This is a genomic window from Pseudarthrobacter kochi (genome assembly GCF_055412805.1).
The window spans coordinates 19,035-34,739 of sequence record NZ_JBVAYV010000027.1 but is presented as its reverse complement, the minus strand read 5'-3'; the positions used below and the strand labels follow the sequence as shown (position 1 = coordinate 34,739).

Genomic DNA, 15,705 nt, shown 5'->3' with positions numbered 1-15,705 from the left:
AGTCGCCGCTACGCTGCCGGGGTCGCCGGATGGCAACGGCGACCCGGGCAGCGCACCGGGGACCCCGGGATTTTCCTGCGCGCCTAGAGCACGTCCACACCGTCGAGCCGCAGCTGCACGGGGTCATCGGTCCGTTTTGCGGCAGCGGCGACCTTGACCGCCCGCAGCGCCCGGGTCACGTGTGCGGCCTGGCCGTACGGGATGAACATGAGCGTCCGGACGTCCTCCCCGTTCGCCCCCGCTCCGCTCTGCCCGGGGCCGCCGGCGATCACCAGCGGCGCCGGGCCGGCGGTCCGCAATATGATGCCCTGCTGGGCCAGCTGCTGCTCGACGGCCTGGCCGAAGTGCCCGACGGCGGTCCGGCCCCCCGTGAGGGACGCGACCCGGACCGCCGGGGGCAGCTGAAGTTCCTGGCGCAGGGACAGTTCCCGCTGGGCGTAGCCGGCAGGATCCCAGCGCAGCAGGGCACCGACTCCGGCGGCGTCGTCCGCGGTGATGACCACCAGACCTCCGTCGCCGGCCGGGCGGACGAGGGCCGCGGCGTTGAACCAGCGCCGGACGGCGTCCTCGCCGGCCCGCAGGTTTTCGCGCCGCAGCAGCGAATCGCCGTCGAGCAGCAGTGCCGCCGCGTACCCGCCGGCCGCGACGGGCTCGGCGCCGACCGTGGCCACGACCAGGGCCTTCGAATCCGGTACCGTGGCCAGCACCCGGTCCCCGGACGAGGTGACCACCGGCTTCCCCGGGAAAGCGCGGCCCAGTTCCTCGGCCGTGCGCAGGGCACCCGTGGCGCCCCGCCGCAGCCGGACACCGTTGCAGGTGCCGCAGCGCCAGTCCGGCGCCGGCGTCGAACACCAGCGGCATTGCGGCACGGCGGAGCTTCCGCTCGCCCCGGCGATGGCCAGTGGCCCGCTGCAGGACGTGCAGCGCGCCGGTTCGCGGCAGTTTTCGCAGGCAAGCGACGGCGCGTAACCGGCCCGTGCCACCTGGACCAGGACGGGGCCGCGCTCCAGCCCCTCCTTCGCGGCGCGCCAGGCCGCGCCCGGCAGCCGGGCGATCCTGGCCAGCGGATCGTGTTCGAGTTCGTAGCTGTCCGCGGTGTTCAGCACCCGCGGAACGCTCCGGCGGACGACGGCGCGGTCCGCCTCCACCGGCCACGCCCAGCCCGCCTCGATGAGGCGCTGTGTCTCGGTGCTCCGGGTGTGCGCGGCGAGCAGGCAGGCGGCACCCTCCTGCTCAGCGCGCAGCAGCAGGACTTCGCGGGAGTGCGCGTAGGGTGAGCGCTGCTCAATGTGGAGGTCGTCGCCGTCGTCCCAGCAGACCACGAGGCCCAGATTGTGAACGGGAGCGTAGGCGGCGGACCGGGTGCCGACGGCAACCCCGGCCGCGCCGCTCAGGATCCGCAGGAAGCTGCGGTAGCGCGGGGTCTGGCCGTCGTCGGCGGTGAGCCGGGCGACGTCACCGGCCGGCAGGAGCTGCAGGAGGGCCGCTTCCACCCGGTCCAGGTCGCGGTAGTCGGGTACCACCACGACAGCGCCCCGGCCGGAGAGGCGCACGGCCGCCACGGCCTCGGCGATCAGGCGGGGCCAGCCTCCGGGACCGTAGCCCTGCAGCGCGCTGAGCACGGCGCGCGGCGACTCGCCCGCGTTGAGATGCTGCAGGAAGGCCGGGCCGTTGCGGTACGAAGACCAGCGTGAGGCTTCCAGGCCGGCGGGAATTGCCGGTCCCGCCCCGGCGTCGGGTCCCTCGTCAGCGAAGAGGGACGGATCCAGGACTCCGTCGGGGGCGAGGTCCTTCTCGAGCTTCGCCATCCGCGGCGGCACGGCGACGCGGAGCACGTCGCTGACGCTGCCGGCGTAGCGGGCCGCGACGCGTCCGGCGAGTTCCGCGACGGAGGCCGTCAGGACCGGAACCGGAGAGACCACTTTGTGCAGCGGGACGAGAGGGTGGCCGGCGTCTGATTCCGCCGTCCGGTCGATCAGGTAACCGGCCAGTTCCTGGCCGTTGAACTTGACCTTGACCCGGACGCCGGGCTGCGCCGCGGCATCGAGCCCGGCGGGCACGCTGTAGTCGAAGGGCCGGTCGAGGTGAGGGAGGGCGGATTCCAGGCGAACGCGCGCCACCGGACGCCGGGCGGCAAGGGCCGGGCCGGGCGCTGCGGCGGCGGAACCTGGAAAGCCCTGGAGCAGTGACAGCTGGCGGGGCTCGTCCGAAGCCGCGGCGCCATGGATCTGGCTCATCGCCCGGGTCCTCCCTTCAGCAACAGTTCAGCGCCGGGCACGTAGCGGCCGGCTCAACAAGAATAGCCAGGCCGCCGGTATCGGCGGCCTGGCTACAGCACATCACAGGGCAGTGACACTTTTTCACCACCGCGACTTTTGTCAGGCCCGGTGCCGGCGGATCTCAGGCGTTGAAGAAGGCCTTCAGTTCGTCGACCCGGTCCAGCCGCTCCCAGGTGAAGTCGGGATCCTCGCGGCCGAAGTGGCCGTGGGCCGCGGTCTTGGCGTAGATCGGGCGCTTGAGGTCGAGGGCGTCGATGATGGCCCGGGGGCGCAGGTCGAAGATCTCGGCGATCGCGGCGCTGATCCTGGCCGGATCAACGGTCTCGGTGCCGAAGGTCTCGACATAGGTTCCCACCGGACGGGCCTGGCCGATCGCGTAGGCGATCTGGATTTCGGCGCGCTTCGCGAGACCGGCAGCGACCACGTTCTTGGCGACCCAGCGCATGGCATAGGCCGCCGAGCGGTCCACCTTGGAGGGGTCCTTGCCGGAGAAGGCGCCGCCGCCGTGGCGTGCCATCCCGCCGTAGGTGTCGACGATGATCTTGCGGCCGGTGAGTCCGGCGTCGCCGACGGGACCGCCGATGACGAAGGCACCGGCGGGGTTCAGGATGTTCCTGGCCCGGGAGATGTCCAGGTTGGACAGTGCCATGACCGGGTCGACGACGTGTGCGGCGAGGTCGGCGCGGAGCTGGTCCAGGCTGGCGCCTTCGGCGTGCTGGCTGGAGATGACGATGGTCTCGACCGAAACGGGCCGGTCGCCGTCGTAGCCGACGGTGACCTGGGTCTTGCCGTCGGGGCGCAGGTAGGCGAGCTCGCCGTTCTTACGGACCTCTGTGAGCCGCTCGGAGAGGCGGTGGGCGAGCCAGATCGGGACCGGCATGTAGGAGGGGGTCTCGTCGCTGGCGTAGCCGAACATCAGACCCTGGTCGCCGGCGCCCTGGAGGTCGTAGTCGTCCTCCTGGCGTCCTTCGCGCGCTTCGAGCGAGTTGAAGACGCCCCCGGCGATGTCATTGGACTGCTGGCCGATCGAAACGGACACACCGCAGCGGGCGCCGTCGAAACCGTTGGCCGAGGAGTCGTAGCCGATGCCCAGGATGGTTTCCCGGACGATCTGCGGGATCTCGACGTAGGCGTCGGTGGTGACTTCGCCGGCGACGTGGACGAGGCCGGTGGTGGCCAGCGTCTCCACGGCAACCCGGGACTCGGGATCCTTGGCCAGCAGGGCGTCGAGGATCGCATCGCTGATCTGGTCGCAGATCTTGTCGGGGTGTCCCTCGGTCACCGATTCGGACGTGAAGAGCCGGAGCGAGGCGGGCGTGGACCCGTGGAAGTCAGGGATGTGCAGCGGTAAAGTCACTCAACTACCTTACTGGTTGGAAAACGGACGTCCGGCGGCGTGTGTCCCCGTGCTAAGGAGACGTTGCTTACGCCGGGCTCAGGCCGGCGGGACAACCCGGCTTAGCTCGGCGCTGATGCGGTCAATCACGGCGGCCGCGACATCGGACTTTGAACCCGACGCCTCCTGGTGTTCGGAGCCGGACCGGGAAAGGATGACTACGGAGTTGGTGTCTTCGCCGAAAACCTTGTCCTGCCCCACGTGGTTGACCACCAGCAGGTCGCACGCTTTGCGCCGCAGCTTGGCCGCGGCGTAGTCCAGGACATCGCCGTCAGCGTCGCCGGTCTCCGCCGCGAAGCCGACGATCAGCTGGTGGCGCGAGGCCGCGTCCCGGACCTCCACGAGTTCGCGCAGGATGTCGGGGTTCCGGACCAGCGAGATGACGGGATCGGCGACGTCGTCGCGCTTCTTGATTTTCGTCCCGGACACATCCGCCGGGCGGAAGTCCGCGACGGCGGCGGCCATGATGATGACGTCGGAGTCCGCGGCCGCGCGCAGGGCCGCCTTGCGGAGTTCCAGGGCCGTTTCGACCGTGACGACGTCGACGCCGGGCGGCGGCGGGACGTCCATGTGGGCGGCCAGCAACCGGACGTCCGCCCCGGCGTCGCGGGCCGCGGCGGCCAGTGCCACGCCCTGTTTGCCGGAGGACCGGTTGCCGAGGAAACGGACGGGGTCCAGGGGTTCGCGGGTGCCGCCGGCGCTGATAGTGACGGTGAGCCCGGCCAGCGGCCGCTGCTGCGAGGAAAGTGCGGAAACCGACGCCGGCAGCGGGGCGGTCGCGGGGACCTCCGGCGCACCGGCGAGGGCCAGGGCCGCTGCGAAGATGGCCTCGGGTTCGGGGAGCCGGCCGGGCCCGGAGTCAGATCCGGTCAGCCTGCCGGAGGCGGGCTCCAGCACGGTGACGCCCCGGCTGCGGAGAGTCCCGACGTTGGCCTGGGTCGCCGGGTGCTGCCACATCTCGGTGTGCATGGCGGGGGCCATCAGCACCGGGCTGCCGCCGGCCATGAGCAGCGTGTTGCTCAGGAGGTCGTTGGCCTGGCCGGTGGCGGCGCGTGCCAGCAGGTCGGCGGTGGCGGGGGCCACCACGATCAGCTCGGTTTCGTGTCCGAGGCGGACGTGGTTGACCGTGTGCACCTCGTCGAAGACGCTGTTGCTGACCGGGTGCCCGGACAGCGCTTCCCACGTGGCGACGCCGACGAAGCGGGTCGCGGCCTCCGTGGGGATGACGGTGACGTCATGGCCGGCTTCAGTAAAAAGCCGGAGGAGCGACGCCACCTTGTAGGCGGCTATCCCTCCCCCGACTCCGAGGACTATGCGCACGTGAGCTCCGCCTGCGTAATTACTCTGCGGGTTCGATCGGCGTGGAAACGAGCTTGCCTTCGTTGATCTCGCGCAGGGCGATGGAGAGCGACTTCTCGTTCAGCTTGGTGTCGACCAGCGGGCCGACATACTCGAAGAGGCCCTCGTGCAGCTGGGCGTAGTAGGCGTTGATCTGGCGTGCGCGCTTGGCGCCGAAAATCACCAGTCCGTACTTCGAGTCGGCGGCCTTCAGCAGATCGTCGATCGGCGGGTTGATGATGCCTTCAAGGTTCGTGGACACGAATTCTCCAAATTCTAACGGGCCGATACGTCCCGGCGCCTAGCGTGGGTTCGGGGTCAGCCCCATGAGTGAAACAAGCTCGTCCGCTGCCCGTCGGACGTCATCATTGATGACGGTGTGGTCAAACTCCGGTTCAGCGGCCAGTTCTAGTTTAGCGGTTTCCAGCCTCTGCTGCTGTTCTTCCGCTGTTTCCGTGCCGCGGCCCACCAGGCGGCGGACCATTTCGTCCCAGCTTGGCGGGGCCAGGAAGACAAACTGGGCGTCCGGGACGGCCTGTTTGACCTGCCGCGCACCCTGCAGGTCGATTTCCAGGAGCACCGAACGGCCGTCGGCGATCGCGGCGTCAACCGTGCTGCGCAGCGTGCCGTAGCGGTTGCGCCCGTGGACCACGGCCCACTCCAGCAGTTCGCCGTTCTCGACGAGGGTATCGAATTCCTCGGCTGACTTGAAGAAGTAGTGGACACCGTCGACTTCACCGGGCCGCGCCGGCCGTGTGGTTGCCGAGACGGAAAGCCAGACGCCGGGATAGTTGTCCCGGATGTAGGTGGACACGGTGCCTTTGCCAACAGCCGTCGGGCCGGCGAGGACTGTCAGTCCCGGTTTCTTGCTCACATATTCCTTCGGGCGGGTTGGGGAGTCAGCGCGGCGGACCGGGCTGCTTGTCGTCTATAAAACCTACCAGCGCCCGGCGCTGGTGAATTCCCAGGCCGCGGACCCGGCGCGATGCCGCGATGCCCAGTTGTTCCATGATCGCAGCGGCACGCACCCGCCCGATGCCGGGCAGGGCCTCCAGCAGTTCGACGATCCTCATCCGGGCGATGGCGTCATCGCTCTCCCCAGCGCTGAGCAGTTCCGCGATTGTCAGCGTCCCTGACTTCAGCCGGTCCTTGGCGGTGGCCCGGGTGGTCCTGGCGGCGGCGGCCTTGCCCAAGGCGTCGGCACGTTCCTGCGGTGTGAGGGGTCGCAAACTCACTGAATGCCTCCCTGCATTGTCGGACGGGCGCTACAAACAGCCTGGCCGGACGAGCCGTAGAGCACCCCGGCTGGTACCGCGGGCTTCTCCTGAACCTACCGTCTGGGAGAGGCAGAAATCAATGGAGCAGCCGCGGCACAGCCTGCCCGAAGCACGAGCCGGGCGCAGCACCCCCGACGTCGGCCCGGCTGCAGTACGCCTGCGGCCGTTCGCCACGAATGGCCGGAACGACGGCCCCCACAGCGGCCACTTGCGTCAAATGGGTGCCCGCCGACGTCGGATGACGGCGGCCGGGGTACCGGGGACCGGTGGCAACCCCAACTCCGTACCCCGGCCCCTCGACGCACGCGACGTGGCCTTTGCGGACTTTGTGGCGTCAGCTAGGCCGCGCGGAGCTCCTCGAGGGTGCGGTTGGCGGCGTCCTGCAGATCCTGGATCCGCGGACCGGCGCCGAGGATGTCCCGGCTGGACGTGCCCAGGACCTGGCCGTAGGCGCTGCCGAAAGTGCGGCGCAAATCCGCCGCCGTGGCGCCCTGCGCACCAAGGCCCGGGGCGAGGATCGGGCCGCGCACCGCGGCGAGGTCCAGGTCGAGGTCCGTGAGCGCCGAGCCGACGGTCGCGCCGACGACGAGGCCGGTTGACCCCAGCTCCCCGCCGTCTTGATCAGCGCCGTACCGGCGGTTCTCGGCGGCGGCCGCCTGGACGATCCGGCGGGCTACGGAGTCCTTGCCGCCGACGTGCTGGACGGAGGCGCCCTCCGGGTTGGAGGTCAGGGCCAGGACGAAGACGCCGCGGCCGGTCTGCGCTGCGCGGTCCAGGGCCGGCCGGAGCGATTCGAAGCCCAGGTAGGGGCTCAGCGTGACTGAGTCCGCGGCCAGGGCGGAACCGTCCCGCAGCCAGGCGTCGGCGTAGGCGGCCATGGTCGAACCGATGTCGCCGCGCTTGGCGTCGGCGATGGTCAGCACGGAGGCCTCCGCCGCGGCGGCGAGGGTGCGCTCCAGCACGGCCATCCCGGCGGAACCGTGGCGCTCATACAGCGCCACCTGGGGTTTGACCGCGGCAGCGAGGCCGCCCACCGCCGCCAGGACGGTGAGCGAGAAGCGCTCCAGCCCGGCGACGTCGTCGTTCAGCCCCCAGGCCGACAGCAGCGCCGGGTGCGGATCGATCCCCACGCACAGCGGACCGCGGTCCGCCATGGCCCGGCCCAGCCGGGAGCCGAAAGACTCCCGACCGGCTGTTGCTGCCTCAGGCTCAGGCATTTTGCGGGGCCGCGATCAGCGAAGCGGCCTGCGCGGCCTGCGATGCGGCCAGTCCTGCGGCGTGCTCCTGCAGGCTCGTGACGGACCATTCGTAGGTGCGCAGCGCCTCGATGGCCTGGACGGCGGCGTTGAACTCGGCCACGGTCGTGATGCACGGGATGCCGATCGACGTCGCTGCGGCGCGCAGTTCGTAGCCGTCGCTGCGGGCTTCGCCGCCCGAGGGCGTGTTGAAGACCATGTCGATCTCGCCGGCGATGATGAGGTCGGCGATGGTGCCTTCGCCTTCGGCGCTGGAGCCCTCGGCGACCTTCCGGACCGGGGTGGCCTGGATGCCGTTGCGGCGGAGCACATCGGCGGTGCCGCCGGTGGAGACGATCTCGAAGCCGAGGTCGGAGAGCCGCTTGACGCCCATGATGACCGAGCGCTTGTCCCGGTTGGCCACGGAGACGAAGATCTTACCCTCCGTGGGCAGCGCGTTGTTCGCGGCGGCCTGGCTCTTCGCGAAGGCGGTGTCGAAGTGCTTGTCGATGCCCATGACCTCGCCGGTGGAGCGCATTTCCGGCCCGAGCAGGGAGTCCACGACCTTGCCCTCGGGGGTCCGGAAGCGGCTGAACGGCAGCACGGCTTCCTTGACCGAGACCGGCGCGTCCAGCGGCAGCGTCGAGCCGTCGCCGGTTTCCGGCAGCATCTTGTAGGCGGTGCGGAGCTGGTTGATGGTGACGCCGGTGCCGATCAGGGCCGCGGCCTTCGCCATCTGGACACCGGTCGCCTTGGACACGAACGGGACGGTGCGGGAGGCCCGCGGGTTGGCTTCCAGGACGTAGAGCACGTCGGAGGCGAGGGCGAACTGGATGTTGATCAGGCCGCGGACGCCCACGCCCTCGGCGATCGCCAGGGTGGCGGTCCGGACGCGTTCCAGCACTTTGTTGCCCAGGGTGATGGGTGGCAGCACGCACGCCGAGTCGCCGGAGTGGATGCCGGCCTCCTCGATGTGCTCCATGATGCCGCCGAGGTACATCTCGGTGCCGTCGTAGAGGGCGTCGACGTCGATCTCGACGGCGTCCTCGAGGAACCGGTCGATCAGCACCGGGTGGTCCGGGGTGATCTCCGTGGCGTTGGCGATGTAGCGGGAGAGGTTGGGCTCGTCGTAGACGATCTCCATGCCGCGGCCGCCGAGGACGTAGGACGGGCGGACCAGCACCGGGTAGCCGATCTCGTCGGCGATCTTCTTGGCGTCGTCGAAGGACACGGCGGTGCCGTTCTTCGGCGAGATCAGCCCGGCCTTGTCGAGCACCCGGGAGAACGCGCCGCGGTGCTCGGCGAGGTCGATCGCTTCCGGGGAGGTGCCGAGGATCGGCACGCCGGCGTCGGCGAGCTGCTGGGCGAGCTTGAGCGGGGTCTGGCCGCCAAGCTGGACGAAGACGCCCATGACGCCGCCGGTGCGTTCCTCGGCCGCGATGACCTCGAGGACGTCCTCCAGGGTGAGCGGCTCGAAGTACAGCCGGGTGGAGACGTCGTAGTCGGTGGAGACGGTCTCGGGGTTGCAGTTGACCATCACGGTCTCGTAGCCGGCCTTGCGCAGTGCCATGGAGGCGTGGACGCAGGAGTAGTCGAACTCGATGCCCTGGCCGATCCGGTTGGGCCCGGAGCCGAGGATGATGATGGACGGCTTGGCGTGCAGCGCCACCTCGTCCTCCTCGTCGTAGGAGGAGTAGTGGTAGGGGGTGTACGCGGCGAACTCCGCGGCGCAGGTGTCCACGGTCTTGTAGACCGGGCGGATGCCGAGGGCCTGCCGGACGCCGCGGACGACGTCCTCGGAGTTGTGCGTCAGGGCGCCGATCTGCTCGTCGGAGAAGCCGTGGCGCTTGGCCCGCTTCAGCATGTCCGGGGTGAGGGCGGCGGCTTGGCGGATTTCAACCGAGATCTCATTCAGCAGCTGGAGCTGGTCCAGGTACCAGGGGTCGATCTTGGTGGCTTCGAAGAGCTGTTCCACGGTGGCCCCGCCGAGGAGGGCACGCTGGACCTGGTGCAGGCGTTCGGTGGTGGGCCGCTTGGACTTCTCGATCAGCTCCGGGACTTCCCATTCCGGGACGTGGCTGAAGTCGAGCTGGGAGCCCTTCTGCTCGAGGGACCGCAGCGCCTTCTGCAGGGCCTCGGTGAAGTTCCGGCCCATGGCCATGGCCTCGCCCACCGACTTCATGGTGGTGGTCAGCGTGGGGTCCGCGGCCGGGAACTTCTCGAAGGCGAAACGCGGGACCTTCACCACGACGTAGTCCAGGGTCGGCTCGAAGGACGCCGGCGTCTTCTGTGTGATGTCGTTGGGGATCTCGTCGAGGGTGTAGCCCAGCGAGAGCTTGGTGGCGATCTTGGCGATCGCGAAGCCGGTGGCCTTGGAGGCGAGGGCGGAGGACCGGGAGACGCGCGGGTTCATCTCGATCACGACGACGCGGCCCGTGTCGGGCTCGACGGCGAACTGGATGTTGCAGCCGCCGGTGTCGACGCCGACTTCGCGGATGACGGCGATGGAGATGTCGCGCAGGCGCTGGTATTCGCGGTCCGTGAGGGTCAGGGCCGGGGCGACCGTGATCGAGTCGCCGGTGTGCACGCCGACCGGGTCGAAGTTCTCGATGGAGCAGACGACCACGACGTTGTCGTTCTTGTCGCGCATCATCTCGAGCTCGTATTCCTTCCAGCCCAGGATGCTCTCTTCGAGCAGCACCTCGGACGTGGGGCTGTACTGCAGCCCCTGGCCGACGATCCGGCGGAGGTCGTTCTCGTCGTAGGCGAGGCCGGAGCCGAGGCCGCCCATGGTGAAGGAGGGCCGGACCACCATCGGGTAGCCGAGGTCCCCGGCCGCGGTGAGGGCCTCGCCGATGGTGTGGATGATGTGGCTGCGGGCCGACTCGGCGCCGCAGCGTTCCACAACGCCCTTGAACTTTTCGCGGTCCTCGCCGAGCTCGATCGCGGCGATGTTGGCGCCGATGAGCTCCACGTTGTACTTCTCCAGCACGCCGTTCTTGTCCAGTGCGATGGCGGTGTTGAGGGCGGTCTGGCCGCCCAGGGTCGGCAGGATCGCGTCCGGGCGTTCCTTGGCGATGATCTTCTCGACCACCTCGGGGGTGATCGGCTCGATGTACGTGGCGTCGGCAAACTCGGGGTCGGTCATGATGGTGGCCGGGTTGGAGTTGACGAGGATGACGCGGAGGCCTTCCTCCTTGAGGACGCGCAGTGCCTGGGTGCCGGAGTAGTCGAATTCGGCCGCCTGGCCGATCACGATCGGGCCGGAACCGATGACCAGGACGCTCTTAAGGTCAGTTCTCTTGGGCATTACTTCTTGTCCTCAGTCTTGGATTCGGTGGAGGTCTTGGTGTCTGTCTCTGTCTCTGAAGAAGAGTCCGCCATCAGCTGGATGAAGCGGTCGAAGAGGTAGGCGGCGTCGTGCGGGCCGGAGGCGGCCTCGGGGTGGTACTGCACCGAGAAGGCGGGGATGTCCAGGCAGGACAGGCCCTCCACGACGTCGTCGTTGAGGCTCACATGGCTGACCTCGACGCGGCCGAAGCGCTCCTCGGGGGCCTGCGTGGCGCCATCGAGCGGGGCGTCGACGGCGAAGCCGTGGTTCTGCGAGGTGATCTCGACCTTGCCGGTGCGGCGGTCCATGACGGGCTGGTTGATGCCGCGGTGGCCGTAGCGCAGCTTGTAGGTCCCGAACCCCAGCGCGCGGCCCAGGATCTGGTTGCCGAAGCAGATGCCGAAGTACGGGATCTTCTCGTCGAGGACCGAGCGGAGCAGCTTGACCTGGTTGTCGGCGGTCGCGGGGTCGCCCGGGCCGTTGGACATAAAGAAGCCGTCGGGGTGGAGCGCCTGGACATCGGCCAGGGTGGCCGTGGCCGGCAGGACGTGCACCCGGACGCCGCGCTCGGCGAAGCGGATGGGGGTCATCCGCTTGATGCCGAGGTCGATCGCGGCGATGCTGAACCGCGGTTCGCCGTCCCAGCCCCAGTCCTTGGGCTCCACGGTGTAGGCCTCGTCGACGCTGACTTCCTCGGCAAGGCGTGAGCCTTCCATCGGGGCACTCGCCAGGACGGTGTCCACAAGCTCCTTGTCGGTGGCGCGGGCGGCGTCGCCGGAGAAGATCCCGGCGCGCATGGTCTTGTGCTCGCGCAGGTGGCGGGTGATGGCGCGGGTGTCCACGCCCTGGATGCCGACGATGCCCTGCTCGAGAAGCTCATCGTCCAGCGACCGTTCGGAGCGCCAGTTGGAAGGGCGCCGGGCGGCGTCGCGGACGATGTAGCCGGCCACCCAGATCCGCCGGGACTCGGCGTCGTCCTTGTTCACACCGGTGTTGCCGATGTGCGGGGCGGTCTGAACGACCAGCTGGCGGGCGTAGGAGGGGTCCGTGATGGTTTCCTGGTAACCGGTCATGCCGGTCGCGAAGACGGCCTCGCCGAGGGCGGTTCCGGTGGCGCCGTAGCTGGTGCCGCGGAAGATCCGGCCGTCCTCGAGGACGAGTACGGCGGGGCTGGATGCTGCTGCAGCGGGTGCAGTGTCGTTTGATGTCACTGCTTCTTCAATCACTTCGTTGGATTCCGTCACGTCGTTACTTTCCACTATCGGCATTGGCCTGGGGGGCCGCGGGGATCAAATCTTGCAGGGCGGTGAGGAGGATGGTTTTGTCGTCGGCGTGCCGGGTGCGGAACCCGGAATCCAGTTCGCGGGCGCCCAGCATCCAGCTGAGCACCAGCAGCCCGTCCTTTTCGACGAACTTTCCGGCCATGCCGCTTTCCTGCCGCACCCCGGTGAGGCTGGCGGCCGGGATGAAGACCGGGCCGGCGCCGGAGCGGTCGAACAGCACGCCTTCCGGGTGGACGCTGAGTTCGGCGTTGGTGCGCAACCCTAAGTTGTGGACCGCGATGCGGTCCAGCCAGTCACCGGCGGTGGTGGTGGCGACGTACTGGCCGTCCGCGACGGCCAGCGCCGCCCCCAGTTCCGTGGGGATCTCCGGTAGCGGGTCGACGTCGGCCTGGCGGCGCAGGCGGTTCCGCCAGCCGAACCAGATCAGGACAAGGGCCAGGCCAATCAGGACCAGCGTGAAGAGCAGCGAAAGTTCCTTGACCATCAGTTGCGGCCCGCCACTGCGGTCCCGGGCAGCTCAGCCTGTTCCGGGAGCCAGCGGTACGGTGTGTTGAGCTTGCCGTTGAGGACGGTGGGGTGGCCCTTGAAGAACGTCGCCACCACCTTGCCGGGAAGTTCCCGGCCGGCAAACGGAGAGTTACGGCCCATGGTTGCCATCTTAGAAGGGTCAACGGTCCAGCGCGCAGCCGGGTCCACGAGTGTGACGTTGGCGGGTTCGCCGGCGTTGAGCGGCCGGCCCTGGTCCTCGAGCCGGCCGATCGCGGCCGGCGCGGTGGAGGTGACCCGGGCAAAGTCGGCCCAGCCCATCAACCCGGTTTCGATCATGGTGTGCTGCACCACTGACAGCGCCGTTTCCAGCCCGGTCATGCCCATGGCGGCCTGCGCCCACTCACATTCCTTGTGCTCGCTGGGGTGCGGCGCGTGGTCGGTGCCGACGACGTCGATCGTGCCGTCGGCCAGCGCGGCGCGCAGGGCCTGGACGTCGGCGTCGGTGCGCAGCGGCGGGTTGACCTTGTAGACCGGGTCGTAGCTCCGGGCGAGCTCGTCCGTGAGCCAAAGGTGGTGCGGGGTGACCTCGGCCGTGACGTTGACGCCGCGGGACTTGGCCCAGCGGATGATCTCCACGGACCCTGCGGTGGAAACATGGCAGACGTGCAGCCGGGAGCCGACATGCTGGGCCAGGAGCACATCGCGGGCGATGATGCTTTCCTCGGCGACGGCGGGCCAGCCGGTGAGGCCGAGGACAGCGGAGACCTCGCCCTCGTTCATCTGCGCACCGGCGGTGAGCCGGGGCTCCTGCGCGTGCTGGGCCACGACGCCGTCGAACGCCTTGACGTATTCCAGCGCCCGGCGCATCAGCACGGGGTCGTGCACGCAGATGCCGTCATCGGAGAAGACCCGGACGTGCGCGCGGGAGTCTGCCATCGCGCCGAGTTCGGCGAGCTGCTCCCCCGCGAGGCCGACCGTGACGGCACCCACCGGGCGGACGTCCACCCAGCCGGCGGTGCGCCCCAGGGTGAGGACCTGTTCGACGACGCCGGCGGTGTCCGCCACCGGTGTGCTGTTGGCCATCGCGTGCACGGCCGTGTAGCCGCCCAGGGCCGCGGCGCGGGTGCCTGTTTCAACCGTTTCGGCGTCTTCGCGGCCGGGTTCGCGCAGGTGGGTGTGGATGTCCACCATGCCGGGCAGCGCCACGAGTCCGGCGGCCTCAATGACGGTCGCGTCGTCGGCTGAAAGGTTACGGCCGCGTTCGGCGATGATCCCGTCGCGGATCAGGAGGTCTTCGGGGGCTCCGCCGAGGATGGCTGCGCCGCGGATCAGGTAGGCGCCGGTGGCTGCGTCCTGGTGCTGTGATGCCATTAGTGGCTCTCCTTGGTGGCGTGGGCGGAGGTGTTCTCTGCCGGGGGGAAAGGGGCGTTGCCGGTGTGGCCCGCCGGTTCGCGGGTGTCCCCGGAGAGCAGCAGGTAAAGGGCCGCCATCCGGATGGACACGCCGTTGCGGACCTGCGCCAGCACCGTGGACCGGGGTGAGTCGGCCGCGGCGGAGGAGATCTCCAGGCCGCGGTTCATCGGACCGGGGTGCATGATGATCGTGTCCTTCAGGCCCAGGCTGTCCAGGGCACGGAGCCGGTTGTCGTCGAAGCCCCAGCGGCGCGAGTATTCGCGGGTGGTCGGGAAGAAGGAGGCGTTCATCCGTTCGCCCTGGACGCGCAGCATCATCATCGCGTCGACGCCCCGGGCAAGGGTTTCATCGAGGTCGTAGCTGACGCTGCACGGCCATTTTTCGACGCCGATCGGCAGCAGCGTGGGCGGGGCGACCAGGGTGACCTCGGCGCCGAGGGTGCGCAGCAGCCAGACGTTGGAGCGCGCCACGCGGGAGTGCAGCACGTCGCCGGCGATCGCGACCCGCATGCCTCGGAGGTCGGCACCAATGGACGGGGTGCCGGCCAGCCTGGACCAGTGCCGGCGCATGGTGAAGGCGTCCAGCAGCGCCTGGGTGGGGTGTTCGTGGGTGCCGTCGCCGGCGTTGATGACGGCGGCGTCGATCCAGTCCGTGGCGGCGAGCCGGTGCGGGGCGCCGGAGGCCCAGTGCCGGATGACGACGGCGTCGGCCCCCATCGCGGACAGCGTCTGGGCCGTGTCCTTGAGGGACTCGCCCTTGGAGACGGAGGAACCCTTCGCGGCGAAGTTGATGACGTCGGCGGAGAGCCGTTTGGCGGCGGCTTCGAAGGAGATCCGGGTGCGCGTGGAGTCCTCGAAGAACAGGTTGACGACCGTCCGGCCGCGCAGGGTGGGAAGCTTTTTGACCTCCCGCTCGCCCACGGCCGCCATTTCCTCGGCGGTGTCGAGGATGCGGATGGCGTTGGACCGGCTCAGGTCTTCGGTGGAGAGCAGGTGCCTCATGCGGTGGCCTCGATGACCACTTCGTTGACGGGCACGCCGTCAATTCCCCCGCTGCCGGCGGAGTCGGTTTCCGCGAGCCGGACCCGGACTTTCTCCGCAGAGGAAGTGGGGAGGTTCTTGCCGACGTGGTCGGCGCGGATGGGCAGTTCCCGGTGGCCGCGGTCGATCAGCACGGCGAGCCGGACGATCCGCGGACGGCCGAGGTCGATGATCGCGTCGAGGGCGGCCCGGATGGTCCGGCCGGAATACAGGACGTCGTCGATCAGAACCACCACCTTGTTGTCGATGCCGGTGCGGGGGAGCTGGGTGGGGTACGGCGGCCGCATGGCCTGGTGGGAGAGGTCGTCGCGGAACATGGTCACATCCAACTGGCCAACGATCGCGGCGGGGTCCACAGTGGGATCCGCAGCGGCAATCTTGGCGGCGAGCCGGACGGCGAGCGGGTAGCCCCGCCGCGGGATGCCAAGCAGGACCAGGTCCTGGGAGCCCTTGTTGGATTCAAGGATCTCATGGGCGATACGAGTGAGTGCACGGTCGATGTCCGCCTGGTTCAGTACCACTCGGGTGAGTACAACCTTGGCCGGAACCGGTGCTTCTGGAACAGAAGTCAACGCTCGTCTCCCCTTTCCCCGCCTCACGGGACGGAATTAAAAAAGGATTGTT

General features: G+C 69.3%; 13 protein-coding genes. All 13 read right to left on the bottom strand.

From position 1 onward, the window contains the following. Nucleotides 1-83 precede the first annotated feature (83 nt). Entirely contained in the window at nt 84-2,237 is a 2,154-nt protein-coding gene (locus ACZY0Y_RS13550; protein WP_463958492.1) for a primosomal protein N', read from the bottom strand. 163 nt (nt 2,238-2,400) lie between these two features. Then, nucleotides 2,401-3,636, bottom strand: coding sequence for a methionine adenosyltransferase (gene metK / locus ACZY0Y_RS13545; protein WP_160665698.1), 1,236 nt, complete (start codon nt 3,634-3,636; stop codon nt 2,401-2,403). Between the two features lie 78 nt (nt 3,637-3,714). Continuing rightward, nucleotides 3,715-4,995 (bottom strand): bifunctional phosphopantothenoylcysteine decarboxylase/phosphopantothenate--cysteine ligase CoaBC, encoded by a 1,281-nt coding sequence (gene coaBC, locus ACZY0Y_RS13540; protein WP_463958490.1) that lies wholly within the window; start codon nt 4,993-4,995, stop codon nt 3,715-3,717. 19 nt (nt 4,996-5,014) lie between these two features. After that, the gene (gene rpoZ, locus ACZY0Y_RS13535; protein WP_463958488.1) at nt 5,015-5,275 is read right to left on the bottom strand and encodes a DNA-directed RNA polymerase subunit omega; all 261 of its coding nucleotides are present in this window, start codon (nt 5,273-5,275) and stop codon (nt 5,015-5,017) included. Nucleotides 5,276-5,314: 39 nt separating this feature from the next. Beyond that, the gene (gene gmk, locus ACZY0Y_RS13530; protein WP_463958486.1) at nt 5,315-5,887 is read right to left on the bottom strand and encodes a guanylate kinase; all 573 of its coding nucleotides are present in this window, start codon (nt 5,885-5,887) and stop codon (nt 5,315-5,317) included. Between the two features lie 25 nt (nt 5,888-5,912). Further along, nucleotides 5,913-6,248, bottom strand: a complete 336-nt coding sequence (gene mihF, locus ACZY0Y_RS13525) for an integration host factor, actinobacterial type (protein ID WP_463958484.1) — start codon at nt 6,246-6,248, stop codon at nt 5,913-5,915. Nucleotides 6,249-6,628: 380 nt separating this feature from the next. Continuing rightward, nucleotides 6,629-7,507 (bottom strand): orotidine-5'-phosphate decarboxylase, encoded by an 879-nt coding sequence (pyrF, locus tag ACZY0Y_RS13520; protein WP_463958482.1) that lies wholly within the window; start codon nt 7,505-7,507, stop codon nt 6,629-6,631. Continuing rightward, nucleotides 7,500-10,835, bottom strand: a complete 3,336-nt coding sequence (gene carB / locus ACZY0Y_RS13515; RefSeq protein ID WP_463958480.1) for a carbamoyl-phosphate synthase large subunit — start codon at nt 10,833-10,835, stop codon at nt 7,500-7,502. Before carB ends, pyrF begins: the two co-directional genes overlap by 8 nt. After that, nucleotides 10,835-12,124, bottom strand: coding sequence for a glutamine-hydrolyzing carbamoyl-phosphate synthase small subunit (carA, locus tag ACZY0Y_RS13510; protein WP_463958479.1), 1,290 nt, complete (start codon nt 12,122-12,124; stop codon nt 10,835-10,837). Before carA ends, carB begins: the two co-directional genes overlap by 1 nt. Further along, nucleotides 12,105-12,623, bottom strand: a complete 519-nt coding sequence (locus ACZY0Y_RS13505; protein ID WP_463884109.1) for a PH-like domain-containing protein — start codon at nt 12,621-12,623, stop codon at nt 12,105-12,107. The genes carA and ACZY0Y_RS13505 overlap by 20 nt, the downstream gene beginning before the upstream one ends. Continuing rightward, nucleotides 12,623-13,999, bottom strand: a complete 1,377-nt coding sequence (locus tag ACZY0Y_RS13500) for a dihydroorotase (RefSeq protein ID WP_463958477.1) — start codon at nt 13,997-13,999, stop codon at nt 12,623-12,625. Before ACZY0Y_RS13500 ends, ACZY0Y_RS13505 begins: the two co-directional genes overlap by 1 nt. Continuing rightward, nucleotides 13,999-15,042, bottom strand: a complete 1,044-nt coding sequence (locus ACZY0Y_RS13495) for an aspartate carbamoyltransferase catalytic subunit (RefSeq protein WP_463958475.1) — start codon at nt 15,040-15,042, stop codon at nt 13,999-14,001. The genes ACZY0Y_RS13500 and ACZY0Y_RS13495 overlap by 1 nt, the downstream gene beginning before the upstream one ends. Beyond that, nucleotides 15,039-15,653 carry a bifunctional pyr operon transcriptional regulator/uracil phosphoribosyltransferase PyrR gene (pyrR, locus tag ACZY0Y_RS13490; protein ID WP_463884115.1) on the bottom strand — a complete coding sequence of 205 codons (615 nt, stop codon included), beginning with the start codon at nt 15,651-15,653 and terminating at the stop codon, nt 15,039-15,041. The genes ACZY0Y_RS13495 and pyrR overlap by 4 nt, the downstream gene beginning before the upstream one ends. Nucleotides 15,654-15,705: the final 52 nt, after the last annotated feature.